This is a genomic window from Rhizobium sp. CC-YZS058, assembly GCF_034720595.1.
GTDB lineage: Bacteria > Pseudomonadota > Alphaproteobacteria > Rhizobiales > Rhizobiaceae > Ferranicluibacter.
In genome coordinates this window covers 3,402,304-3,425,374 of record NZ_JAYESJ010000001.1, presented here as the reverse complement: position 1 = coordinate 3,425,374, position 23,071 = coordinate 3,402,304, and the positions used below count along the sequence as shown (strand labels likewise).

The following is a 23,071-nucleotide window of genomic DNA, read 5'->3' as shown; positions in this document are numbered from 1 at the left end:
GGCAGTGCTCAAGCCTCCTCCGGCTCCGCGAACGCTTGGAGCAAGCCGATATGGCAGGTGATGACACCGTCATGACGGTGGATCGCGCCGTTTTCCTCGAGCGTCAGTATCGCGCGGTTCACCTTCGGTCGGCTCGCGCCCAGAATAGCGGCAATATCGGCCTGGCTCAGCGTCAGGCGCAGATTGGCGCTTTCAGGCAGCTCCGTCCCGTGGATCTGCTTCAGCGTGGCCAAGAAGAAGCGGGCTACGCGGGAGTTGAGATCGTAGAGCGCAATCGTTTCCAGCCGCTCGGTCGTGTCGCGCAGCATGGAGCAGAGATAACGCAGGATCGCCTCGCCGGCTTGCGGGCGATGGGTGATGAGGTCGAGGAACGGTTTGCGGGCGATGACATAGCCTTCCGTCGCGACCAGGGCGGTGGCATCGGCGGAGCGGTGCTTGCCGTCAAGCAGCGCCACTTCGCCGAACAGCGAACCGGGCTCGATATGGCGCAGAAGGAGTTCGCGTCCCTGCGGCGTCAGGAGCGAGATCTTGATGCGACCGGAGGTGACGGCGATCATCTCGTGGCCCGCATCGCCGCGCTGGAAGATCATGGCGCCCTGCTGCCATTTGCGGTGCGTGGCAATGCCGGAAAGCAGCGTGATCGTTTCGGTGTCGAATTCCTCGAAAATCGAAAAGGACCGCCAGAAGGCCGGGCTGCGGTTGATCTCGCTCATCTCTTTCCCTCCTCGACGGCGTCAACCCCGTTGCTTGTTGCGACCTGGCAGGTTGACAGCAAGGCGACATCGTTCACTTACCTTGAACAAAGTGTCGCGTAAGCGCTTGGCTTCGCAGCTTCGGCTTTGCTGCTACACAGCTCCTATCGAACTCGTCACAGCGGAGCCCACATCCATGTCGCAGCCCCTTATCGTTCTGATCGGCCGCATTCTTCTGTCCATCATCTTCATCCTTGCCGGCTTTAGCAAGATCACCAATCTTGGCGGTACCGCCGGCTATTTCGGCTCCATGGGCCTTCCGGTCCCGATGGTTACCGCGGTGATCGTGTCGCTCGTCGAGCTGGTCGGCGGCCTCTTCATCCTTGCCGGTTTCCTTACCCGTCCGACCTCCTATCTGCTGGCGGTCTTCTGCGTTGCCACCGCTTTCATCGCTCATGCCGATTTTGCTGACATGGGCCAGATGATCAACTTCCAGAAGAACCTCGCCATGGCCGGTGGTTTCCTGGTTCTGGCAGCCTTCGGTCCGAGCACGCTTTCGGTCGACGCCCGTCGCGCCTGATCTGTTCCCTGTCCCTCCCAGGACATGTAAGAACCCCCGCGGGACCGAGGTCCGGCGGGGGTTTTCCTTTGTCTCGGACTGCCGTCCTTATGGGTAGATGACGCCCTTGCGCAGGATCAGGTTGCCGTAAAGGCGCGGCTCGCTGGTCTGGACCACGGTGTGGGCGGCGCGCACCCGCTCATAGAATTCGGCGCCGACCAGCGGCACCACCGGGCGCTCCGGTTCGTGCCGCGCGCAGCAGGCGATCATGTCCTCATGCACGGGATCGAGCAGGTCTCGATCATGCTTCACCGTGGCACGGAAGATGGCCGCCGGCACGAAATCGTCGATCGGCAGTACGCTGAGGATCGCATCCACCACCGGCACGATCCCGTGACCATCGAGGCGGATCAGGCGCCGTCCGTGTTCGAGCCCCGGATAATTGCCGTCGACGATGGCAATCTCGTCCCCATGGCCCATGGCGCGCAGGGTCGAAAGCAGCTCCGGGCTCAGAATGGGGTTCAAACCTTTCAGCATCAGTCAGGATCCTTGAAGAGAATGGATGTGTCGAGAAGATAGCGGGAAAACAGCGGCAGGCTGGCCCCGCCGATGGCGCGCGCCTCGGATCCGACCGCGCCCTCGATGATATCGGGCACGATGACGCCCTGCAGGTCGAGATCCTGGACGGCATTGCGCGTGGCGGCCACGATTCGCGCGCGCACCCAGCCCGGAAAGCCGCCATCGATAACCGCCGCGCCGAAATCGATGATCGAGGCGGCGGAAATGACGGCACGGGCAAGCGCGGAGGCCGTACTGTCGATCCAGGCCGTCAGCGGCGGGCCGAAATCGATCCACTCGTCTGCCGAGTAGTAGAGCGGGCGCGGGTCGATGCCGGCGGCCTTCAGCATGTTCTCCAGAACGAAGATCGAGGCGACCTTGAGGAGCGGCGTCGTGCCGCCATCTGGACCCGGAACCTGCAGGGGCCCGAGCGCGCCCGCCGTTCCGGTACGCCCGGAAAACAGCGCCGAGTTGAGCACGATGCCGCCGCCGATGAAGGAGCCGATGTAGAAATAGATGAAATCCGGATAGCTGGCGCCGACGCCGAAGACCAGCTCGGCGCCGCAGGCGCTGGTCGCATCGTTCTGCACATGGATCGGATGGCGGGTGCGGGCGGCAAGCTCCGCCGACAGGTCGAAGGCGCGCCAGCGTTCCATGGCCGCCGCCGGCGCCCCCACCTCCGCCGCCCAGTTCCACAGCTCGAAGGGCGTGGCAATGCCGATGCCGGCGATGCGCGCCCGCTGCAGCGGCGTCAGCATGCGCTCGATCTTGCCAATCCCGTCGAGGATGAAGGCGAGGATCGCATCCGGGTCGGGGTAGGGATAGGGCTGGTGCAGGTTCAGGCGGATCGCCCCGACGAAATCCATCAGCACCAGATCCGCGCTGCGCCGGCCGATCTTGACGCCGAAGGAGTAGACCGCATCCGGATTGAGCATCATCGGGACGGAAGGCTGGCCGACGCGCCCGCGGACCGGCTCGCCGCGGATGAGCAGGTCGTCCCCTTCCAGCCCGCGCATGATCACCGATACGGTCTGGGCGGAAAGGCCGGAGCGCCGGGCGATCTCCGCCTTCGACAGCCCACCATGCCGGCGGACCAGCGACATGACCAGCCGCTCATTGTGTGCGCGCACGCGGGTCTGGTTCGCTCCCCCGGCGGGATCGACCACATCCGGAAGAGGGATCCCCCCATCCGCTGCGCTGAAATGGACCATGCTCTCCTCCCGCCGCGGCATGGCTGCCGGGCCGCACCTGGCCGCGCTGCTCCCAAACAAGGCGCTCTGCACAGGGCTTGGGCAGAGCATGCCATGGATTTTTAATAATTCAACTTGATTTATTTATTGACAGGCCGTTCCGGAATGTGTTTCCTCGCTAACGGAGACACGGTGGCTCAATGGAGGGATGCCAGAGCCGCCGCGTTGGCCAGAAAGGTTCGGCGCTGCCGGACCCGTTTTGATCCTTGGGAGGATATCCATGAAGTCTTTGATTCCCGCCGGTCTCGGCGCGCTGGCGCTTGGCGTCGTTTTCGCTGCTCCGGCCCAGGCTGCCGACGTTTCGGCCTGCCTGATCACCAAGACCGACACCAACCCTTTCTTCGTCAAGATGAAGGAAGGTGCTGAAGCCAAGGCCAAGGAACTCGGCGTTTCGCTGAAGTCCTATGCCGGCAAGATCGACGGCGATTCCGAAAGCCAGGTCGCTGCCGTTGAAACCTGCATCGCCGATGGCGCCAAGGGCATCCTGATTGCCGCGTCCGACACCACCGGCATCGTGCCGACCATCAAGAAGGCTCGCGATGCCGGCCTGCTGGTCATCGCGCTCGACACGCCTCTGACGCCGGCCGACAGCGCCGATGCCACCTTTGCGACCGACAACCTGCTGGCCGGCAAGCTGATCGGCCAGTGGGCTGCCGCCACGCTTGGCGATGCCGCCAAGGATGCCAAGGTTGCCTTCCTCGACCTCACCCCCTCGCAGCCGACCGTCGACGTTCTGCGCGACCAGGGCTTCATGATCGGCTTCGGCATCGACCCGAAGGACCCGAACAAGATCGGCGACGAGGATGATCCGCGCATCGTCGGCCACGACATCACCAACGGCAACGAAGAAGGCGGCCGCACCGCCATGGAGAACCTTCTTCAGAAGGATCCGACCATCAACGTCGTTCACACGATCAACGAGCCGGCCGCAGCCGGCGCCTATGAAGCGCTCAAGGCCGTCGGCCGCGAGAAAGACGTGCTGATCGTGTCGGTCGACGGCGGTTGCCCGGGTGTCAAGAACGTCGAGGACGGCGTGATCGGCGCCACCTCGCAGCAGTATCCGCTGCAGATGGCCGCGCTCGGCGTCGAGGCGATTAAGAAGTTCGCCGATACCGGCGAGAAGCCGCAGCCGACCCCCGGCAAGACCTTCTTCGACACGGGCGTCGCGCTCGTCACCGCCAAGCCCGCCGCTGGCGTCGAATCGATCGACGTGAAGGCCGGCAAGGACAAGTGCTGGGGCTGATCGGCAGTCCCGACGGGCACCCCCCGTTCGAAGGGCGGCTTCGGCCGCCCTTCCTTTGATCCTCTTCAAACCTATCCCCCGACGCTTCGCCGCGATCCGGGGACTGCCTGCAGAACCGCCGTGGCCGGCCCGGCCGCGATGAAGCGCTGCAGCATCGATCGAAGCGTGGAGCCAATCCTCATCCTCAGCGATGGGCAGCGCTCCGGACCCGGCCAGCGCGCAACAGCGCGGCCGTGGCGCAAGGGAGGCGAATGACATGAGCGAGCCAACAGCAGCAGCGACAGCACCGGGAACGCCGGGGCGCGCGCCGCAGGACTTCGAAACGGTCCTGTCCGGCAGTTCCAAACAGGTGGCATCCTTCGATACCAATCAGAAGAGCGCCCTGCAGCATTTCCAGCACTTCCTGCACTCGCGGCCCTCCGCCGTGCCGCTGATCGTGCTGGTCCTGTCGCTGATCATCTTCGGGTCGGTTCTCGGCAGCAAATTCTTCTCCGCCTTCTCCATGACGCTGATCCTGCAGCAGGTGGCAATCACCGGCATCGTCGGCGCCGCCCAGACGCTGGTCATCATGACGGCCGGCATCGACCTTTCGGTCGGCGCCATCATGGTGCTCTCCTCGGTCATCATGGGCCAGTTCGTCTTCCGCTACGGCTTTCCGGCCGAGCTTGCGATCCTCTGCGGCTTCGGCGTCGGGGCCCTTTGCGGGGCGATCAACGGCTGGCTCGTCTCCAAGATGAAGCTGCCGCCCTTCATCGTCACGCTCGGCATGTGGCAGATCATCCTGGCCTCGAACTTCCTCTATTCCGCCAACGAAACCATCCGCAGCCAGGACATCGAGGCCACCGCGCCTCTGCTCAAGCTGTTCGGCGAGAATTTCCGCATCGGCGGCGCGGTCTTCACCTATGGCGTCGTCGCCATGTTCCTGCTCGTCATCCTGCTCTGGTATGTGCTGAACAAGACCGCCTGGGGCCGCCATCTCTACGCGGTGGGCGATGATCCGGTCGCGGCCGAGCTTGCTGGCGTCAATGTCAAGCGCATGCTGATGTCCGTCTACACGCTTTCCGGCATCATCTGCGCGCTGGCCGGCTGGGCGCTGATCGGGCGCATCGGCTCCGTCTCGCCGACCGCGGGCCAGTTCGCCAACATCGAATCCATCACGGCCGTGGTAATCGGCGGCATCTCGCTCTTCGGCGGCCGCGGCTCCATCATGGGCATGCTGTTCGGGGCGCTGATCGTCGGTGTCTTCCAGCTCGGCCTGCGCCTCATCGGCACCGACCCGCAGTGGACCTATCTCATGATCGGCGTCCTCATCATCGCCGCCGTTGCAATCGACCAGTGGATCAGAAAGGTAGCCGGCTGATGGTCACGCCCTCCTATTCCGAAGCCCCCATCCTCACCGCGCGCAAGCTCGTCAAGCGCTATGGCCGCGTCACCGCGCTCGACCATGCCGATTTCGACCTGCACAAGGGCGAGATCCTGGCCGTCATTGGCGACAACGGCGCCGGCAAGTCCTCGCTGATCAAGGCGATCTCCGGCGCCGTCCGTCCCGACGAAGGCGAAATCCGGCTCGATGGGCAGCTGGTCAGCTTCAAGTCGCCGATCGAGGCGCAGAAGGCCGGTATCGAAACGGTCTATCAGAACCTCGCCGTTTCGCCGGCGCTCTCGATCGCCGACAATATGTTCTTGGGTCGCGAGATTCGCAAACCCGGCATCCTCGGCTCGGTGTTCCGCATGCTCGACAAGCCGGCCATGGAGAAGTTCTCGCGCGACAAGCTCTCCGAGCTGGGCCTGATGACCATCCAGAACATCAACCAGGCGGTGGAAACCCTCTCGGGTGGCCAGCGGCAGGGCGTGGCCGTCGCGCGGGCCGCCGCCTTCGGCTCCAAGCTCGTCATTCTCGACGAGCCGACGGCGGCGCTGGGCGTCAAGGAGAGCCGCCGCGTGCTGGAGCTCATCCTCGACGTGCGCTCGCGCGGCCTTCCGATCGTGCTCATCTCGCACAACATGCCGCATGTCTTCGAAGTGGCGGATCGCATCCATATCCATCGTCTCGGCAAGCGCCTCTGCGTCATCAATCCGAAGGATTACTCCATGTCAGATGCGGTGGCCTTCATGACCGGGGCCAAGGAGCCGCCGCGCGAGGCGATCGCGGCATGAGCATCAGCGTCGGCACGATCGCCGATCAGATCCTGGCGCGGGCCGAGGGCGCTCGCCGCTTCATCACCGCCATTGCCGGCCCTCCCGGGGCCGGCAAGTCCACGCTTTCCGAAGCGCTGCTCGAGGAACTGACCCGCCGCGGCGAGCGCGCTGCGATCCTGCCGATGGACGGCTTCCACATGGACAACGGCATTCTCGAGGAGCGCGGGCTTCTCAAGCGCAAGGGCGTGCCCGAGAGCTTCGATGTCCGCGGCTTTCTCGACATCGTCCAGGCCGTCCGCCGCGCCGACGAAGAGGTTCTCGTTCCGGTTTTCGATCGCGATCGCGAACTCTCGATCGGCTCGGCCCGGGCAATCGCGCCGCAGACCCGTCTCATCCTGGCGGAAGGCAACTATCTTCTCCTGAACGAAGCGCCGTGGACGCGGCTTGCGCCGCTGTTCGATTTCACGCTTCTCGTCGGCCCGCCCTATGCGGTGCTCGAAGAGCGGCTGCGCGCCCGCTGGGAGCATTACAAGCTCGACGAAGAGGAGATCCGCTGGAAGCTTTACGGCAATGATCTGCCGAATGGCGAGCGCATCCTCAACGGCTCGCGGCCGGCCGATCTGCGGATCGATCTCTTCGAACGTTAGGCCCATTCGACTGAGCGCGCCGCCGTGTTGTGGCGGGCAAAAAGAGGGAGCGGCATCACCTTGTCAAGCCGGGCGTGATGGGGCAAACGAAGGCGACACCCCAGAGAGCGAAGGCCGATGATGAGCGCTGAGCAGACCACCCACCTCACCCTTCGCCGCCCGGACGACTGGCATCTTCACCTACGTGATGGGGAGATGCTGAAGGGCGTTCTGCCGGACACCAGCCGTCATTTCGCGCGCGCCATCATCATGCCCAATCTCGTGCCTCCGGTGGTGACGACGGAGGATGCGGCAGCCTATCGCGCCCGCATTCTCGCCGTCCTTCCAAAGGAGCATCGCTTCACCCCGCTGATGACGCTCTATCTCACCGAGCAGACGCAGGCCGCGGATGTCGCGGCCGGCAGGGCAAGCGGGCTGATCACGGCGGTCAAGCTCTATCCGGCGGGTGCCACGACCAATTCCCACGGCGGCGTGCGCGACCTCGACAAGGTCATGCCGGTGCTTGAAAAGATAGCGGAGATCGGCCTGCCGCTCTGCGTGCATGGCGAGGTGACGACGCCGGAGGTCGATATCTTCGACCGCGAGGCCGTGTTCATCGATACCGTGCTCGACCCGCTGCGCCGCCGCCTGCCGGAGCTGAAGGTGACGATGGAGCATGTCACCACGCAGGATGGAGTCGAATATATTCGTGCAGCCGACCGCAATCTCGCCGGCAGCATCACCACCCATCACCTGATCATCAACCGCAACGCCCTTCTCGTCGGCGGCATCCGTCCGCATTATTATTGCCTGCCGGTCGCCAAGCGTGAGGTGCATCGTCTGGCGCTGCGCGCGGCGGCCACATCTGGCGATCCACGCTTCTTCCTCGGCACCGACAGCGCCCCGCATGTCGATCCGCTGAAGGAATGCGGCTGCGGCTGCGCCGGCATCTACACGTCGATCAACACGATGAGCTGCCTCGCCCATGTCTTCGAGCAGGAGAATGCGCTTGATCGGCTGGAGGCCTTCACCTCGCTGAACGGCCCGGCCTGGTACGGTCTGCCGGCCAACGAAGAGCGCATCACGCTCCACCGCCGCGAAGCGCCGCTTGCATTCCCAGCCAAGATCGAGACGGGCGCCGGGCCCGTGACGGTCTTCGATCCCATGTTCCCGCTGCATTGGGATGTTGTCGACGCCTGAAGCGTCCCATTCCACCCCCTCCATTTGCCAGGATGCCGCCCATGATGCTGAGTTCCTTTCCCGACAAGGCCGTGATGGCCGAGCTGCTTGCCCGGATGCTCTGGGAGATCAAGGCCGTGCATTTCCGGGCGGACCAGCCCTATAAGCTCGCCTCCGGCATGGCGAGCCCAGTCTATATCGATTGCCGCAAGCTGATCTCCTATCCGCGCATCCGCTCCACCGTCATGGATTTTGCTGCGGCCACGCTGGTGCGCGAAGCCGGTTTCGAAGCCTTCGACGTGGTGGCCGGCGGCGAAACGGCGGGCATTCCCTTCGCCGCCCTTCTGGCCGAGCGGCTGTCCCTGCCGATGATCTATGTGCGCAAGGCCCCGAAGGGCCATGGCCGCACCAGCCAGATCGAAGGCCATATGCCGGAGGGCGCCCGGGTCCTGGTCATCGAAGACCTGACGACGGCCGGCGTTTCCATGTTCACCTTCATCGACGCGATCCGCGCGGCAGGCGGCGTGGTCGATCACGGCATGGCGCTGTTCTACTACGATATCTTCCCGGAAGGCCGTGCCACCATGGCCAAGAAGGGCATCACGCTGCACAACATCGCCACCTGGCGGGAGGTGCTGGCGGTCGCGCGTGAGCAGGCACTCTTCGATTCGCAGACGCTCGAAAGCGTCCAGTCCTTCCTCGATGCGCCGCTCGACTGGTCCGGCCGCCATGGCGGCATCAGCGCGCTGGCCGGCTGAGATTGCATCGACACGACCCGTTCACAACCCGGAGACCGACATGATCATCTGCTGTGGGGAAGCCCTGATCGACATGCTGCCGCGCGAAAGCACGCTCGGCGAATCCGCCTTCGCGCCCTATGCGGGCGGCGCCATCTTCAACACCGCCATCGCGCTCGGCCGGCTCGGCATCCCCACCGGCTTCTTCACCGGCCTGTCCACCGACATGTTCGGCGATATCCTGCGCGAGACGCTCAAAGCCAGCAATGTCGACTTCGGCCCCTGCGCCACCTCCGATCTGCACACAACGCTTGCCGTGGTCAAGCTCGTGAACGGCTCGGCCACCTATGCCTTCTTCGATGAGAACACCGCCGGGCGGATGATCACCGAGGCGGACCTGCCGGCGCTCGGCGATTTCTGCGAGGCCCTGCATTTCGGCGCGATCAGCCTGATCCCCGAGCCCTGCGGCTCGACCTATGAGGCCCTGATGGTGCGCGAGCACGAGAAGCGCGTCATCTCCTTCGATCCGAACATCCGCCCCGGCTTCATCAAGGATCGCGCGGCGCACAAGGCGCGCATGCTGCGGATGGCGGCCATGTCGGACATCGTCAAGTTCTCCGACGAAGACCTCGACTGGTTCGGCGAGGAGGGCAGCCACGAGGCGCTGGCTGCCGAATGGCTGAAGCGCGGACCGAAGCTCGTCGTCATCACCAAGGGCGCGGACGGCGCGGACGGCTATACGAGCCGCGGCAAGGTCACCGTTGCCGGCGAGAAAGTCACGGTCGTCGACACGGTCGGGGCAGGGGACACCTTCGATGCCGGCATCCTGGCCTCGCTCAAACTCAACAACCTGCTGACCAAGCAGGCCGTGGCAAATCTGAGCGAAGCCCAGCTGCGCGATGCGCTGACGCTCGGCGCCAAGGCCGCCGCCGTCACCGTCTCCCGCGCCGGCGCCAACCCGCCTTTTGCGCATGAGATCGGGATGTGAACTTGATCGAAAGGTCGATTGGATAATCCGCCTCCGGCTCAGATCTCCGGAAACAGAAAGTCCTCATAGTTCTGCGCACCGTGAAGGATGTGCAGAACTTCAATCGTTTTACCCGTAATGCGGTAGAAGATCAGGTAGTTGCCGTGAACCCGTCTCCGCACACCAAGATGTGCGTAGCGCGGCAAGATTGGAAATGCCAAGGGCATGTCGCCAAGGCTTGTGCAGCGGGAGATGAGTTCCTGCACGAAGGTAACAGAGCGCTTGGGGTTGTCGAGCGCGATGCGGTCAGCAATTCTCTCCAGCTCGGCCTCCGCCGAACGGGAGATGAGGACGATCACGTCTGACGATCGGCTGTCATTCGTCCATATTTTTCGACGAGCCGATCCTCGACCTCTGCCACGGGCGAACTCCGCCCCGAGTCCATATCTGCGATGCCCCGCTCGATAGCGGCGTCGAGCGTTATAAGACGTTTCTCACGTTCCTCTAGCAACCGAACGCCCTCTCGCAAAACTTCGTCCCGCGAGCGGAAGCGCCCCGTGCTCACGAGGCTCTCGACGTAGTTTTCCAGATGTTCGCCAAGCTGCGCGCTCTGTGCCATAGCAAGTCTCCGCCACGGAGTTTAGAGTATGATCACCGACGACGGAAGTACGGATTCAACAAGGCGGCGGAAACCTTATCGCGGGCGTCAAGTTGCCCGGCGTGGCCTCATAAGGCCCGAGCGGCCGTCTCATCCGGCAGGTGAATGGTCAACGCAGTCATGCGGGTTCTCCAAGGCAGCCGGTCAAGTCTTGACCGGCCGCGTGGCTGCGTCAAGAGCGATGGCGCTTCACGATTTCGCCGCCAAGAGCGCCTTCACCAGGCCTGCCGTCGAGCTGTCATGGCCTTCGGGGCTTTGCTTGCCTTCCACCACCGGCAGCAGGCCGGTCGCCAGCTCCTTGCCGAGCTCCACGCCCCACTGGTCGAAGGAATTGATGTTGAAGAGCGCGCCTTCGACGAAAACGCGGTGCTCATAGAGCGCGATCAGGCGGCCGAGCGCGAAGGGCGTCAGCTGGTCATAGACGAGCGTCAGCGAGGGACGGTTGCCGGTAAAGACGCGGTGCGGGGCGATGTGGTCGGCCTTGGCCTCATTCATGCCCTTGTCGGTCAGCTGCGCCTTTGCTTCTTCCAGCGTGCGGCCCTTCATCAGCGCTTCCGACTGCGCCAGGCAATTGGCGATCAGCAGGTCGTGCTGGTGGCGGAGCTTGGGTTCATGGCCGTTGGCGGCGATCATGAATTCGGCCGGGATTACCGTCGTCCCCTGGTGGATCAGCTGGTAGAAGGCGTGCTGGCCGTTCGTGCCGGGCTCGCCCCAGACCACCGGGCCGCTGTCGCCCTGAACCGGCGTGCCGTCCAGCGTCACGCCCTTGCCGTTCGATTCCATGTCGAGCTGCTGCAGATAGGCGGGGAAGCGGGAGAGCCGCTGGTCATAGGGCAGGATGGCGCGGGAGGGGTAGCCCAGCACGTTGCGATGGTAGTAGCCGATCAGGCCCAGCAGCATCGGGAGGTTCTGGCGCACCGGTGCGGTCTTGAAGTGCATGTCGATGGCATGCGCACCCGCCAGGAATTCGCCGAACTTCTCCTTGCCGATGGCGATCATCAGCGGCAGGCCGATTGCCGACCAGATGGAATAGCGCCCGCCGACCCAATCCCAGAAGCCGAAGATCCGATCGCTGTCGATGCCGAAGGCGGCGACCTTGTCGAGCGCGGTGGAGACGGCGCAGAAATGGTGGCCGACGGCGGCCTCGCCCAGCGCATCGGCGATGAAGGCGCGCGCAGTCTGCGCATTGGTCATCGTCTCGATCGTGGTGAAGGTCTTCGAGGCGACGATGAAGAGCGACGTTTCCGGGTCGAGCAGCTTCAGCGTGTCGGCGATATGGGCGGCGTCGATGTTGGAGACGAAATGGGCGCGCGGGCCGTCATGCTCCGGCGCAAGCGCCAGCGTGGCCATGACCGGGCCGAGATCCGAACCGCCGATGCCGATATTGATGACGTCGGTGATCGCCTTGCCGGTCGCGCCCTTGAGCGTCCCGTTGCGGATTCCATCCGAAAAGCGGCCCATGGCCTCGAGCACGGCGTTGACGTCCGGCATCACATCCTTGCCGTCGACGAGGATCGGGGTGTTGGCGCGGTTGCGCAGCGCCGTGTGGAGAACCGCCCGGCCTTCGGTGAAGTTGATCGCTTCGCCGGCGAACATCGCGTCGCGCTTCTTGGCAACGCCTGCCGCTTCGGCCAGCTTCTCGAGGCCGTCGAGCACCCGGTCGTTGACTGCGCATTTGGAGTAATCGAGCAGCAGGTCGTCGAGCCGGACGCTGAAGCGCTGGAAGCGCTCGGGATCTGCGGCGAAAGCCGCGCGGATATCCGTTGCCTTTGTCTCGGCGGCGGTGCTCTTCAGTGTTTCGACCAGCGCTTGCATCATCGGGCTCCTCAGCAGCAGGGCGTCGGCGAACCGTCTCGCCGTCGGCCGAACCCTGTTTCGTGAAAACCGGCATTCGGCCGCGCTAGCTAGTCGCTTTGGAGCCTGCAAATCAAGACTCCTGCCGGCATTTTCGCCGCCCGCAGCGCTTCAGCCGCGCAGGTCCTTGCGCAGGATCTTGCCGACATTGCTCTTCGGCAGCTCTGCGCGGAATTCGATCAGGCGCGGCCGCTTGTAATTGGTCAGATGCGCGGCGCAGTGCGCGCGGATCGCCGGTTCGTCCAGCGTCTCGTCGCTTTTCACGACGAACAGCTTCACCGCCTCGCCCGAATGGCGATCCTCGACGCCGACGACCGCGCATTCCCGCACGCCCGGCATCATCATCACCACCTCCTCGATCTCGTTGGGGAAAACGTTGAAGCCGGAAACGAGGATCATGTCCTTCTTCCGATCGACGATCTTCACCAGACCCGACGCCGACATCAGGCCGATATCGCCCGTGCGGAAGAAGCCGTCGGGAAAGATGGCCTCGGCCGTTTCCTTCGGCCTGTTCCAGTAGCCGCGCATGACCTGCGGGCCGCGGATGCAAATCTCGCCGATATCGCCCAAGGGGAGCGCGCGGCCGTCGTCATCGCGGATTTCGACCTCGGTGGAGGAAAGCGGCAGGCCGATCGTGCCGGTGAAGTCCGGCAGGTCGAGCCGGTTGGCGGTGGCGACAGGCGCCGTCTCCGAAAGCCCGTAGCCTTCCTTGATCGGACATCCGGTCATCGCCTCCCAGCGCTCGGCCACCGGGCGCTGCACCGCCATGCCGCCGCCGAAGGTCAGGGTGAGCTGGGAGAAGTCGAGGTGCTGGAAATCGCGATTGTTCATCAATGCGTTGAAGAGTGTGTTGAGCCCGGGGAAGATGACGATCCTGTGCTTGCGCAGCTCCTTTACGAAAGCCGGAATATCGCGCGGATTGGGGATGAGCACATTGCTGCCGCCGAGCGCCAGTCCCATCAGCGCGTTCACGGTCAGCGCGAAGATATGGTAGAGCGGCAGGGCGCAGAGGAAGACCAGGGGGTCCGGGCGCGGCTTGCGCAGGAAGGCCGTTTCCACCCAGAGCGACATCTGGGCGATATTGGCGAGAAGGTTGGCATGGGTCAGCGTCGCGCCCTTGGAGATGCCGGTGGTTCCCCCCGTATATTGCAGGAAGGCCACATCCTGCGGCTTCATCGCGACAGGCGCCAAGCCGCGCCGGGCACCCTCTGCCAGCGCCCGGCGAAAGGACACGTGGCCGGGCAGCGACCAGGCGGGCACGAGCTTCTTGACCCGGCGCACGACGAGATTGACCAGATGGCCCTTCAGGCCCAGCATATCGCCCATGCTGGCGACGATGACATGGCGAAGGTCCGTGCGCGCGATGACCTCGGACAATGTATGGGCGAAGTTCTCCAGCACCACGATCGCCTTGGCGCCGGAATCCTTCAGCTGGTATTCGAGCTCGCGCGGCGTATAGAGCGGATTGATGTTGACGACGATCAGCCCGGCTTTGAGGATCCCGAAGAGGGTCACCGGATTTTGCAGGATGTTCGGCAACATGACGCCGACCCGGTCGCCCGGCTGAAGCCCGAGCGATTGCAGGTAGCTGCCGATCGCCGTCGCTTTCTGATGCAGGGTCGCAAAGGTCATGCTCGCGCCCAGCGAATGATACGCGGTTCGTTGCGCATGGCGCTTGCAGGACTGGTCGAAAAAATCGGCGAGCGAACTGTAGGGCAGGGGGTCGATCTCGGCAGGGACCCCGGGCGGATAGGACTTGAGCCAGGGCCGGTCCTCGACCAGCCCTCCCATGACTGCCGCACCGTCCACCATCCCGTCCTCCCTTAACCGCAGCCTTGGCAGGCTGCGCCTCCTCTGCCCGTCTTCTGCCGGCGCCGTCCTCCTCCGGAAGGGCCCGCATTCTTCGCAACGATCAGAAACGCAGTCTAGGCTAACATACAGACCGTTCAAGACACGTCTTCGTAGCTAACGTGTACGTCAACGTCAACAAGCCATGCGTCAGCGTCACTGTAGGCTTACCCCTGATGCATGGGTGACGCATCCGCCTTTGCCGCATCGGGCGAAGCGCGGTATTGCACTGCGAAACGAAAGCGCCCGCGGCCCTGTTCCCGGGCGGAGAGCCTCCCCCGATTCATCGAACACGGACGAAACCGCCATGTCGGACCACGTCATTTCCTCAACGGTCACGCCCCGGCGCGGCGGCATGTCTGCGGCCGAGCTGGCGCTCGCCGTCGGCGGCTTCGGCATCGGCACCGGCGAATTCGCGATCATGGGACTACTGCCGCAGGTGGCGGACGATCTTGCCATTTCCGTTCCCTCCGCCGGCATCGTCATCAGCGCCTATGCGCTGGGCGTGGTCGTCGGCGCGCCCTTGATCGCGGTGCTCGCCAGCCGCTATTCGCGCCAGCGCGTGCTTCTCCTGCTCATGGCGCTGTTCGCGCTCGGCAATTTTGCCAGCACGCTCGCGCCGAGTTTCGACCTCCTGGTCGGCGCACGGTTTCTGGCGGGCCTGCCGCACGGCGCCTATTTCGGGGTCGCCTCGCTGGTGGCGGCCGGCATGGTGGCGCCCCATCAGCGCGCCCGCGCTATCGGCCGGGTCATGCTGGGGCTGACAGTCGCGACGCTGGTCGGCACGCCGCTCGTCGCCTGGTTCGGCCAGGCGCTCGGCTGGCGCACGGCCTTTGCCATTGTCGGCGGCATCAGCCTCGTCACTATGGGCCTGATCAGCCTCCATGTGCCGAAGGACAGGGCCAATCCGGCCGCAACGCCGCTGCGCGAGCTCTCCGCGCTCGGCAAGACGCAGGTCTGGCTGACGCTCGCCATCTGCTCGATCGGCTGCGGCGGCATGTTCGCCGTCTTCAGCTACATCACGCCGGCGCTGACCGAGGTGGCCGGTATCCCGCTTTCAGGCGTGCCGCTGATGCTGACGCTGTTCGGTGCGGGCATGATCCTCGGCAACATCGTCGGTTCGCGGCTTGCCGACTGGTCGCTCTTGAAGGCGATCGGCCTGGCGTTGGTCTTCAACCTCGCCACTTTCGTGCTCTTCGCCCTGACGATGGACTCACCCTGGATCGCCGTCGTCAATGTCGTGATGGTCGGCGGCGGTTTCGCGGTCGTTCCCGGCATCCAGACTCGGTTGATGGATGTGTCCGGCGATGCGCAGACGCTGGCCGCGGCGCTGATGCATTCGGCCTTCAACCTCGCCAATGCGCTCGGCGCCTGGCTGGGCGGCCTGTCGATCGCAGCCGGCTACGGCTGGACATCGACCGGGATGGTCGGTGCCGTCATGGCGGTTTTCGGCATCGTGATCTTCCTTCTTTCAGTCAGTCTCGACCGGAAGAAGGGGCCAGGCGTCCGCGCAGGCTGAACTTTGCGCGAGGCGGGTCATATTTTGGCTGCCTTTATGCAATTGTCATCCCGGCCTGCGCAACATGGTGCTATAACCGCCGCACGGGCGGAGGAGCGAGAAGCAGGTTGATGAAGGATCAGGTGCGGGTGACGGCTGGCGATCGAGCACGGGTGCCGGCGGAGCCACGGCTGTTTGGGCGATCCGCCGCCTATGAGCGCTCGGCGTTGATCGGCCCCACATCGGCCGCCCGCTGGCTGCTGGTGTTCGTCCTTCTCGCCGGTGCCTATTTCTTCCATGGCTTCCTGGTTCCGGTTCTGGCAGCCACCGTCATCGGCTTTGCCAGTTGGCCGCTCTATCGCCGGCTGCTCGTGCTCGTCGGCGGCAGCCGCACGGTGGCTGCAACCGTTGCCATCATTCTGGTCGTCGCCTTCATCGTCACGCCGATTTCAATCGCCGTCGCCTATGCGGTGGACGAGTTCAGGGGCTGGGTCGTCTGGGCGATCGAGGCCAATGCGGCGGGGGCGCCGGTGCCGGCCTGGGTGCTGCAGCTGCCCTTCGGCGGAGCCTGGCTCGGCGCGCAATGGGCCAAGCATGTGGGCCATCCCGGTGCGCTGGGCGAGCTCGTGCAGCTCGTGTCCGGCTCCAATATCGGCAATATCTATCGCGGCGTGCTGCTGGTCGGCGCGTCGACGGCCAAGGCCTTCCTGACGCTGCTCTTCATGCTGATCACCCTGTTCTTCGTGTATCGCGACGGGGAGAAGTTCGTGGCCCAGCTCGATCGGCTGGGCGAGCGGATCCTGCCCATGCGCTGGGAGCGGGTATCGCGCATCGTGCCGCTGACGATCAGCTCGACCGTCACCGGCATGGGCTTGATCGCCATTGGCGAGGGGATCGTGCTCGGTATCGCCTACTGGATCGCCGGCGTGCCGTCGCCGGTCACGCTCGGCATCATCACCGGCGTCATGGCGCTGATCCCGGGGGGCGCGCCGCTCTCCTTCACACTCGTCTCGATCTATCTCGTCGCCGATGGCGCTGTGTTTGCCGGCACGGCCCTTTTCGTCTGGGGCACGGTCGAGCTCTTCATCGTCGACAAGACGCTGCGGCCGCGCCTGGTGGGCGGGCCGATCAAGCTGCCCTTCCTGCCGACCTTCTTCGGCCTTGTCGGCGGGGTGAAGACCATGGGCTTCCTGGGCCTCTTCGTCGGCCCCGTGCTGATGGCGCTGCTCGTGGCCATCTGGCGGGAATGGCTGCATGAAGCGGAAGCGCCGGTGGCCGCAGAGCCGGAGCCGGCGAAGCTCATCAAGCACGCCTAATCGCGTTTCTGCCTGTCCCTTCCGCCGGGAACCGGCAGGCACCCTGCCGTGTTGGCGCTTGCGGGCGCCCGGACTTCGACCGATAAAGAGCGCCTGAACGGCGGGCGCTGCAGATCCTCTGGCATCGTCCGTAATCGGATGAGAGGGGCTTCGCTCCGGAAGGACTGCCACGGTGAATTTCTTTTCTGCCTATGACCAGGGTTTCGTTCGCGTTGCCGCCTGCACGCCGCGCTGCGAGGTGGCCGACCCGGCCTTCAACGCCGACGAGGTGATCGCGCTGGCCCGACAGGGCCACGCCCAGTCGATCGGCCTGATGGTCTTTCCCGAGCTCTGCATCTCCAGCTATTCGCTTGACGATCTCCTCGGCCAGGCCGCACTTCACGAGGCGGTGCATGCGGCGCTGGCCACGGTTGTCGAGGCCAGCCGGACGCTGATGCCGGTGCTGCTGGTCGGCGCGCCGATCGAAAAGAACGGTCGGCTCTACAATTGCGCGATCGCCATCCACCGCGGCGCTGTTCTCGGCGCCGTGCCGAAGAGCTTCCTGCCCAATTACCGCGAGTTCTACGAGAAGCGCTGGTGCGCGTCGGGCCGAGACATGCGCGGCGAAACGATCACGATTGCCGGACAGACAGTTCCCTTCGGCGTCGATCTGCTGTTTTCCGCCAGCGACGTGCGGGGCTTCGTCTTCCATATCGAAATCTGCGAGGATGTGTGGATCGCGGCTTCGCCGAGCGACTTCGGTGCCTTGTCGGGCGCGCTGATCCTCACCAATCTCTCCGCCAGCAATGTCACCGTCGGCAAGGCGGCGACGCGGCGGCTGCTCTGCGCGGCACAGTCGGAACGCTGCTTCTCCGCCTATGTCTATGCCGCGGCAGGCCCGGGTGAATCGACCACGGATCTCGCCTGGGACGGCCAGGCCTGCATCTACGAGCTCGGCAATCGCCTTGCCGAGACCGAGCGGTTCCCCTCCGGCGCGCAAATGTGCGTGGCCGATATCGATGTCGACCGGCTGCTTCTCGAGCGGCTGCGCACCGGCACGTTCAACGATGCCGCAACCCATGCGGCCCGCGCCGACCGGGCTTTCCGCACGGTCGAGTTCCGCTTCCAGCCGCCGTCCGAGGACATCGGCCTCGTTCGTCCGCTCTCGCGCTTTCCCTTCGTGCCCAACAATGCCGAGCAGCTCGATCAGGATTGCTACGAGACCTACAATATCCAGGTGCAGGGTCTGATGAAGCGCCTGCAGGCGACCGGAATCCGCAAGATCTGCATCGGGGTCTCCGGCGGTCTCGACTCCACCCATGCGCTGATCGTCGCGGCGCGCGCCTTCGACCAGCTGGGCCTTCCGCGCGAGAACATTCTCGGCTTCACCATGCCGGGCTTTGCCACCGGCGACACCACCAAGTCGAATGCCTGGTCGCTGATGCGCTCGCTGGGGCTGACGGCGGAAGAAATCGACATCCGGCCGCTGGCCGAGCAGTTGCTGAAGGACCTGCGCCACCCCTATGCGGAGGGCAAGCCGGTCTATGACATCACCTTCGAGAATGTGCAGGCGGGCCTGCGCACCGATTTCCTGTTCCGCGCCGCCAACCGCTACGATGCGCTGGTGCTCGGAACCGGCGATCTTTCCGAAATCGCGCTCGGCTGGTCCACCTATGGCGTCGGTGACCATATGAGCCACTACAATGTCAACGCGTCGGTGCCGAAGACGCTGATCCAGCATCTGATCCGCTGGGTCGTGCGCAAGGACCTGTTCGACGCGGAGACGAACGCCACCCTGCTCGGCGTGCTCGACACGGTCATCTCGCCCGAGCTCGTGCCGGCCGACGAGACGGGCGCGCTGCAGAGCACGGAAGACAAGATCGGCCCCTATGCGTTGCATGATTTCGCGCTCTACTACATCACCCGCTTCGGGCTGAAACCGTCCAAGGTCGCCTTTCTTGCCTGGCACGCCTGGCACGACGCAAGCCTTGGTGCCTGGCCGGCCGGCTTCCCCGACGATGCCAAGGGCGCCTATGACCTTCCCACCATCCGGCGGTGGCTGGAGGCCTTCCTGTTCCGGTTCTTCACCACCGCGCAGTTCAAGCGTTCGGCCTCGCCCAACGGACCGAAGGTCACCTCCGGCGGCTCGCTGTCGCCGCGCGGCGATTGGCGCGCCCCGTCCGACGGCAATGCGCGCCTGTGGCTCGACGAGCTGCGCCGCAATGTCCCCGACCATGGGCCGGACAGGCACTGACCGTCGATCGACGGCTTTGGTCGAAACTGTGGCGGACCTCTGAAGGATTGGGGACGAAATCTCGCGATTGCCGTCGCTTTCGCTTCTGGCAGACTTGGCCCGTTCACATGCAGGCGGGCGAAGCGATGGCGTTGGTGCTGATCAGAGGCGGCAAGGAAGAGGCGAGCGAGGCGGTCACGGTTGCGGCCGTCGAGCGCGAGGCGCTCCGCCGACTGGCGCTCGTTTCCTTCCCGCGTGAAGCCGCACGGGAGGCGGCGACAGGGCGGCCGATGCCGCTTTCGTTGCGGATCTACGGCCTGCAGGTCCAGGCGATCGCGCTTGCACTCTGCAATCTCAATGAGATCCCTGCCGATTATTGCGCCGATCTCTATTGGCCGGCGCCGGAGGGCGTGGCGGCGCTCAGCGTGGTTCGACCGAAAGGCTGAGATAGGTCTCGTCGAAATCGGCGATGGCGGCCAGCTCGTCCCATTTCAAGATTTCGATCGTCTGGTTGGTCCAGCTGATCAATCCATCCCGGCGCAGGCCCTGGATCGTGCGGTTCATGTGCACGAGCGAGAGACCCAGCACATCGGCCATCTCGCCCTGCGACAGCGGAAAATGGAAGCCGTTGCCCTCGGTCAGCCCGACCGCGCGCAGGCGCACGAAGAGTTCGCAGATGAGGTGGGCCAGATGCGCCCGCTTCGAGCGGCGGCCCATCGCCACGATCCACTCGCGGTGGACCGCGCCATCCACCAGCGTCTTCAGCCAAAAAAGCCGCGTCAGGTGCGGAGCCGTGTGGGACAGCGTCAGAAGATCGGTATGATCGACGGTCACGATGCGGCAGGTGGACAACGCCACGATGCCATGATCCATCGTCTTCAGCATGAAGGCATGCAGGTCGACGAAATCGCCCGGCACATGCAGGGCGGTGATCTGGCGTGAACCTTCTGCGGTGAGCTTGTATCGCGCTGCGAAGCCCGCCGTCAGCACGGTGCTGACCAGGGGGCGGCTGCCTTGTTTGACGATGTCTTCGTCCGGCTCGACCTCCTTTTCCTTGTCGAGCACCGCGCGCAGCTGAGCACGTTCAGCCTCGGAAATGATGTCGTGGTTTTCCAGGCTGCGGATAAGAATGTCGATCACGTCCGGCTCCAACTCGTCCTTGCCGCAAGGGGCGGTCAAGGCGTTGGTTTCACCTTACCATCTCCAGCCGCTTCGTCATCATCTCGGTCCGCTTCTCGTCGGACTGAGTTGAACGAACCGTTCGGCGCCGCTTTAACTTCGCCGCTTGCGAGCGTGATACGCACCGGCCAACGGTGCGGATGACTGCGGCACGGTTGCCTCTTCTCTGTCCAAAACTATCAAACTTGAGGCAGACAAGATGTGCGCCATTGCAAATCGATGCTCGGCGCTCCATTGTCTGATGCATCGGGCCGTTCCGTCCACCGGGAACTCCTGTCGCAATTCAAGCCCGCATCGATCGTGTGAATGCAAGAGCCTGGTAACGTCAATGCCCAGCGACGCTTCGCGGCCCTTCGCCGAAGCGGTCTCCTCACCAGTGCCGGAAACAAGCATTTCGCCGCGCTGAGCGAACATGTGCGCGTCATGCTGGATGTGCCTGTCGCCATCATCTCGCTGGTGGAAGAGGACCGTCAGGTCTTCGCCGGCCAGTGCGGGCTGCCGGAGCCCTGGGCAACGCGTGGCGAGACGCCGCTTTCCCATTCCTTCTGCCAGCATGTGGTCGACCAGCGCGCGCCGCTCGTGGTCGGCGATGCGCGCGAAGCGCCGCTGGTGCGCGACAATCTGGCCATCGCCGAGATCGGCGTCATCGCCTATCTCGGCGTGCCGGTTCTGCTGCCGACGGGAGAATGCATCGGCGCGCTTGCGGCGATCGATACCGTGCCGCACCGCTGGAGCGAGCATGACGTGAAGGTCATGACTTCGCTGGCGCGGGTGCTGGAAAACGACATTGCCGTCACGGCCTCCGAACACAAGTTCCGCCGCATGTTCGAGGATATGCAGGAGGGCTATTATGTGGCCGAAGCGGTGCGCGACAGTGCCGGCCGGCTTACGGACATGGTCTTCGAGGAGGTCAATCCGGCCTTCGAGCGGTTGACGGGCCTCTCCGTCGATGCTGCCGTGAACGCGCGGCTCTCCGTTCTCGTTCCGGCCGCGCTCGAGGACATGCTGCCTGCCTATGACCATGTGCTGGCGACGGGCGAGGTCATCTCGCATGTCAACCGAACCGATCTCCTCGGCGGCCGCTGGTACGAAAACCGCATCCGCCGGCTGGACGACAGCCGTGTCGCCTCGATTTTCTCCGATGTCACCGACCGCAAGCGCGCCGAAGAGCGGCTGATCGCCAGCGAGGTTCACTGGCGAAACCTGTTCGAGCGCCTGCATGAAGGCTTCATTCTGGGCGAGGTCATCCGCGATGAGGCAGGCCAGGTCGTCGATTGGCACTGCCGCGAGGTCAACCGCGCCTTTGGCGAGTTGATGGGTGTTTCGGCCGAAACGGCGATCGGCCGCACGATCCGCGCCGTCCTTCCCGACGCCAACGAAACCTGGATGGATCGCGTCCAGGCCGCTGTCGATGCGGGTGCGCCAACGGTCTTCACCGGGCCGGCCGGACAGGACGGCCGGTGGTTCGAGGCCCATGTCCAGCCGTTCGGCGGCGAGGTCTTCGTGGCGCTGTTCGTGGATGTCACCGAGCGGCTGAAGATGGAAAGCGTGCTGCGCGACCGCGAGCGCCAGCTCCGCACGGTGGTGGAAACGGTGCCGCTCGGCGTGCTGCTGGCCGAGGCGCCAAGCGGGCGCATCATCATGCAGAACCGCCGCCTGGTGCGGATGCTCGGCCAGGACGCCATGGAGGCGACCTCGCGCGATCGATACACGATCTTCAACGCCAAGGATGCCGATGGGCGGCGCATTCCGCCGCAGGACTATCCGTTAAGCCGCATCGTCACCGGCCAGTGCGAAAGCGCCATGCTCGAGGTCATCTATCAGCGCCGCGACGGCAGCGAGACCTGGCTGTCCGTCTCCGCCGAAGCGGTGCATGACGCGGGCGGCAGCCTGACAGGCGCGGTTGTGGCCATTTCCGACATTTCCGACCGCAAGCGCGCCGAGGCCGAGCAGACGCTGATCAACCGGGAAATCAGTCACCGGCTGAAGAATACCCTGGCCATGGTCCAGGCCATCGCCACGCAGACGCTCAAGCGCGTGCCCGACCGCCAGATCGTCCAGTCCTTCGAACGCCGTCTTCATGCGCTGAGCTCGGCCCATGACGTGCTGTTTGCCCGGAATGCCTCTTCGGCGGCCGTCGGCGCGTTGATCCGCAACACGCTGGAGCGGATCGCGCCGATCGAGCGGATCGAGATGTCCGGGCCTACAGTCGATGTCGGACCGAAGGGCACCCTGTCGCTGGCGCTTCTCGTGCATGAGATGGGCACCAACGCCGTCAAATATGGCGCGCTTTCCAACGAGGAGGGCCGCGTCTCGTTGCTCTGGTCGATCGAGGGCGAGGGTGACGAAGCCGTTTTCCACCTGACCTGGCGCGAAAGCGGCGGCCCCGCTGTTTCCCCGCCCGGCGAGCGCGGCTTCGGCTCCAAGCTGATTGCAATGGGCCTTGTCGGCGCCGGCCAGGTGGAAACCCGCTTCGACCCGGACGGCTTCTCCGCCACCATGGCCGCCGCCCTTGCCAGATTGCGGCAGATGGACTGACGGCCGATCGGCGGCTCG

General features: G+C 64.7%; 21 protein-coding genes. 13 read left to right on the top strand and 8 right to left on the bottom strand.

What is annotated here, in order from left to right:
• Positions 1-8: 8 nt before the first annotated feature.
• Positions 9-713 (bottom strand): Crp/Fnr family transcriptional regulator, encoded by a 705-nt coding sequence (locus tag U8330_RS16390; RefSeq protein ID WP_323106314.1) that lies wholly within the window; start codon positions 711-713, stop codon positions 9-11.
• Positions 714-888: 175 nt separating this feature from the next.
• Between U8330_RS16390 and U8330_RS16385 the strand changes: the two genes are divergently transcribed.
• The gene (locus tag U8330_RS16385) at positions 889-1,272 is read left to right on the top strand and encodes a DoxX family protein (protein ID WP_323106313.1); all 384 of its coding nucleotides are present in this window, start codon (positions 889-891) and stop codon (positions 1,270-1,272) included.
• 87 nt (positions 1,273-1,359) lie between these two features.
• On the opposite strand, the gene U8330_RS16380 is transcribed toward U8330_RS16385, so the two are convergent.
• The gene (locus U8330_RS16380; protein ID WP_323106312.1) at positions 1,360-1,788 is read right to left on the bottom strand and encodes an RbsD/FucU family protein; all 429 of its coding nucleotides are present in this window, start codon (positions 1,786-1,788) and stop codon (positions 1,360-1,362) included.
• Positions 1,788-3,020 carry an ROK family transcriptional regulator gene (locus U8330_RS16375; RefSeq protein WP_323106311.1) on the bottom strand — a complete coding sequence of 411 codons (1,233 nt, stop codon included), beginning with the start codon at positions 3,018-3,020 and terminating at the stop codon, positions 1,788-1,790. The genes U8330_RS16380 and U8330_RS16375 overlap by 1 nt, the downstream gene beginning before the upstream one ends.
• Positions 3,021-3,279: 259 nt before the next feature.
• Between U8330_RS16375 and U8330_RS16370 the strand changes: the two genes are divergently transcribed.
• The 7 genes from U8330_RS16370 (at position 3,280) to U8330_RS16340 (ending at position 9,971) form a co-directional block, all read left to right on the top strand.
• Entirely contained in the window at positions 3,280-4,302 is a 1,023-nt protein-coding gene (locus tag U8330_RS16370) for a sugar ABC transporter substrate-binding protein (RefSeq protein WP_323106310.1), read from the top strand.
• A 256-nt stretch (positions 4,303-4,558) separates the two neighbouring features.
• Positions 4,559-5,662, top strand: coding sequence for an ABC transporter permease (locus tag U8330_RS16365; RefSeq protein ID WP_323106309.1), 1,104 nt, complete (start codon positions 4,559-4,561; stop codon positions 5,660-5,662).
• The gene (locus tag U8330_RS16360; protein ID WP_323106308.1) at positions 5,662-6,459 is read left to right on the top strand and encodes an ATP-binding cassette domain-containing protein; all 798 of its coding nucleotides are present in this window, start codon (positions 5,662-5,664) and stop codon (positions 6,457-6,459) included. The genes U8330_RS16365 and U8330_RS16360 overlap by 1 nt, the downstream gene beginning before the upstream one ends.
• On the top strand, positions 6,456-7,088 hold the full coding sequence (locus U8330_RS16355; RefSeq protein WP_323106307.1) for a nucleoside triphosphate hydrolase: 633 nt from the start codon (positions 6,456-6,458) through the stop codon (positions 7,086-7,088). Before U8330_RS16360 ends, U8330_RS16355 begins: the two co-directional genes overlap by 4 nt.
• 120 nt (positions 7,089-7,208) lie before the next feature.
• Positions 7,209-8,267, top strand: coding sequence for a dihydroorotase (gene pyrC / locus U8330_RS16350; protein WP_323107325.1), 1,059 nt, complete (start codon positions 7,209-7,211; stop codon positions 8,265-8,267).
• Positions 8,268-8,308: 41 nt separating this feature from the next.
• Positions 8,309-9,004 carry an orotate phosphoribosyltransferase gene (locus U8330_RS16345; RefSeq protein WP_323106306.1) on the top strand — a complete coding sequence of 232 codons (696 nt, stop codon included), beginning with the start codon at positions 8,309-8,311 and terminating at the stop codon, positions 9,002-9,004.
• A 40-nt stretch (positions 9,005-9,044) separates the two neighbouring features.
• On the top strand, positions 9,045-9,971 hold the full coding sequence (locus tag U8330_RS16340; RefSeq protein WP_323106305.1) for a carbohydrate kinase: 927 nt from the start codon (positions 9,045-9,047) through the stop codon (positions 9,969-9,971).
• A gap of 38 nt (positions 9,972-10,009) precedes the next feature.
• On the opposite strand, the gene U8330_RS16335 is transcribed toward U8330_RS16340, so the two are convergent.
• The 4 genes from U8330_RS16335 to U8330_RS16320 all read right to left on the bottom strand — a co-directional run bounded on the left by U8330_RS16335 (position 10,010) and on the right by U8330_RS16320 (position 14,274).
• Entirely contained in the window at positions 10,010-10,309 is a 300-nt protein-coding gene (locus U8330_RS16335) for a type II toxin-antitoxin system RelE/ParE family toxin (protein WP_323106304.1), read from the bottom strand.
• Entirely contained in the window at positions 10,306-10,569 is a 264-nt protein-coding gene (locus U8330_RS16330) for a type II toxin-antitoxin system ParD family antitoxin (RefSeq protein WP_323106303.1), read from the bottom strand. The genes U8330_RS16335 and U8330_RS16330 overlap by 4 nt, the downstream gene beginning before the upstream one ends.
• A gap of 228 nt (positions 10,570-10,797) precedes the next feature.
• Complete coding sequence (gene pgi, locus U8330_RS16325; protein ID WP_323107324.1) at positions 10,798-12,423, bottom strand: glucose-6-phosphate isomerase; 1,626 nt, start codon at positions 12,421-12,423, stop codon at positions 10,798-10,800.
• A gap of 150 nt (positions 12,424-12,573) precedes the next feature.
• Entirely contained in the window at positions 12,574-14,274 is a 1,701-nt protein-coding gene (locus U8330_RS16320; RefSeq protein ID WP_323106302.1) for a long-chain-fatty-acid--CoA ligase, read from the bottom strand.
• Positions 14,275-14,617: 343 nt separating this feature from the next.
• Here U8330_RS16320 and U8330_RS16315 point away from each other — a divergent pair, with 343 nt between their 5' ends.
• From U8330_RS16315 to U8330_RS16300, 4 genes are all read left to right on the top strand, one after another.
• On the top strand, positions 14,618-15,829 hold the full coding sequence (locus U8330_RS16315) for an MFS transporter (protein WP_323106301.1): 1,212 nt from the start codon (positions 14,618-14,620) through the stop codon (positions 15,827-15,829).
• 110 nt (positions 15,830-15,939) lie between these two features.
• Positions 15,940-17,124: an AI-2E family transporter gene (locus U8330_RS16310; RefSeq protein ID WP_323106300.1), complete on the top strand. Its 1,185-nt coding sequence runs from the start codon at positions 15,940-15,942 to the stop codon at positions 17,122-17,124.
• Between the two features lie 172 nt (positions 17,125-17,296).
• Complete coding sequence (locus tag U8330_RS16305) at positions 17,297-19,357, top strand: NAD(+) synthase (protein WP_323106299.1); 2,061 nt, start codon at positions 17,297-17,299, stop codon at positions 19,355-19,357.
• 125 nt (positions 19,358-19,482) lie between these two features.
• Positions 19,483-19,782 (top strand): hypothetical protein, encoded by a 300-nt coding sequence (locus tag U8330_RS16300; RefSeq protein WP_323106298.1) that lies wholly within the window; start codon positions 19,483-19,485, stop codon positions 19,780-19,782.
• Here U8330_RS16300 and U8330_RS16295 read toward each other — a convergent pair.
• Positions 19,757-20,476, bottom strand: coding sequence for a Crp/Fnr family transcriptional regulator (locus U8330_RS16295; protein ID WP_323106297.1), 720 nt, complete (start codon positions 20,474-20,476; stop codon positions 19,757-19,759). The two genes, U8330_RS16300 and U8330_RS16295, sit on opposite strands and share 26 nt — an antisense overlap.
• 345 nt (positions 20,477-20,821) lie before the next feature.
• Here U8330_RS16295 and U8330_RS16290 point away from each other — a divergent pair, with 345 nt between their 5' ends.
• Complete coding sequence (locus U8330_RS16290) at positions 20,822-23,053, top strand: PAS domain S-box protein (protein ID WP_323106296.1); 2,232 nt, start codon at positions 20,822-20,824, stop codon at positions 23,051-23,053.
• Positions 23,054-23,071 lie beyond the last annotated feature (18 nt).

Excerpts from the sequence above, each read along its gene's own strand:
- U8330_RS16390 (WP_323106314.1), bottom strand. The coding sequence starts at position 713 with ATGAGCGAGATCAACCGCAGCCCGGCCTTCTGGCGGTCCTTTTCGATT.
- U8330_RS16385 (WP_323106313.1), top strand. The coding sequence starts at position 889 with ATGTCGCAGCCCCTTATCGTTCTGATCGGCCGCATTCTTCTGTCCATC.
- U8330_RS16380 (WP_323106312.1), bottom strand. The coding sequence starts at position 1,788 with ATGCTGAAAGGTTTGAACCCCATTCTGAGCCCGGAGCTGCTTTCGACC.
- U8330_RS16375 (WP_323106311.1), bottom strand. The coding sequence starts at position 3,020 with ATGGTCCATTTCAGCGCAGCGGATGGGGGGATCCCTCTTCCGGATGTG.
- U8330_RS16370 (WP_323106310.1), top strand. The coding sequence starts at position 3,280 with ATGAAGTCTTTGATTCCCGCCGGTCTCGGCGCGCTGGCGCTTGGCGTC.
- U8330_RS16365 (WP_323106309.1), top strand. The coding sequence starts at position 4,559 with ATGAGCGAGCCAACAGCAGCAGCGACAGCACCGGGAACGCCGGGGCGC.
- U8330_RS16360 (WP_323106308.1), top strand. The coding sequence starts at position 5,662 with ATGGTCACGCCCTCCTATTCCGAAGCCCCCATCCTCACCGCGCGCAAG.
- U8330_RS16355 (WP_323106307.1), top strand. The coding sequence starts at position 6,456 with ATGAGCATCAGCGTCGGCACGATCGCCGATCAGATCCTGGCGCGGGCC.
- pyrC (WP_323107325.1), top strand. The coding sequence starts at position 7,209 with ATGAGCGCTGAGCAGACCACCCACCTCACCCTTCGCCGCCCGGACGAC.
- U8330_RS16345 (WP_323106306.1), top strand. The coding sequence starts at position 8,309 with ATGATGCTGAGTTCCTTTCCCGACAAGGCCGTGATGGCCGAGCTGCTT.
- U8330_RS16340 (WP_323106305.1), top strand. The coding sequence starts at position 9,045 with ATGATCATCTGCTGTGGGGAAGCCCTGATCGACATGCTGCCGCGCGAA.
- U8330_RS16330 (WP_323106303.1), bottom strand. The coding sequence starts at position 10,569 with ATGGCACAGAGCGCGCAGCTTGGCGAACATCTGGAAAACTACGTCGAG.
- pgi (WP_323107324.1), bottom strand. The coding sequence starts at position 12,423 with ATGCAAGCGCTGGTCGAAACACTGAAGAGCACCGCCGCCGAGACAAAG.
- U8330_RS16320 (WP_323106302.1), bottom strand. The coding sequence starts at position 14,274 with ATGGTGGACGGTGCGGCAGTCATGGGAGGGCTGGTCGAGGACCGGCCC.
- U8330_RS16315 (WP_323106301.1), top strand. The coding sequence starts at position 14,618 with ATGTCGGACCACGTCATTTCCTCAACGGTCACGCCCCGGCGCGGCGGC.
- U8330_RS16310 (WP_323106300.1), top strand. The coding sequence starts at position 15,940 with ATGAAGGATCAGGTGCGGGTGACGGCTGGCGATCGAGCACGGGTGCCG.
- U8330_RS16300 (WP_323106298.1), top strand. The coding sequence starts at position 19,483 with ATGGCGTTGGTGCTGATCAGAGGCGGCAAGGAAGAGGCGAGCGAGGCG.
- U8330_RS16290 (WP_323106296.1), top strand. The coding sequence starts at position 20,822 with ATGCAAGAGCCTGGTAACGTCAATGCCCAGCGACGCTTCGCGGCCCTT.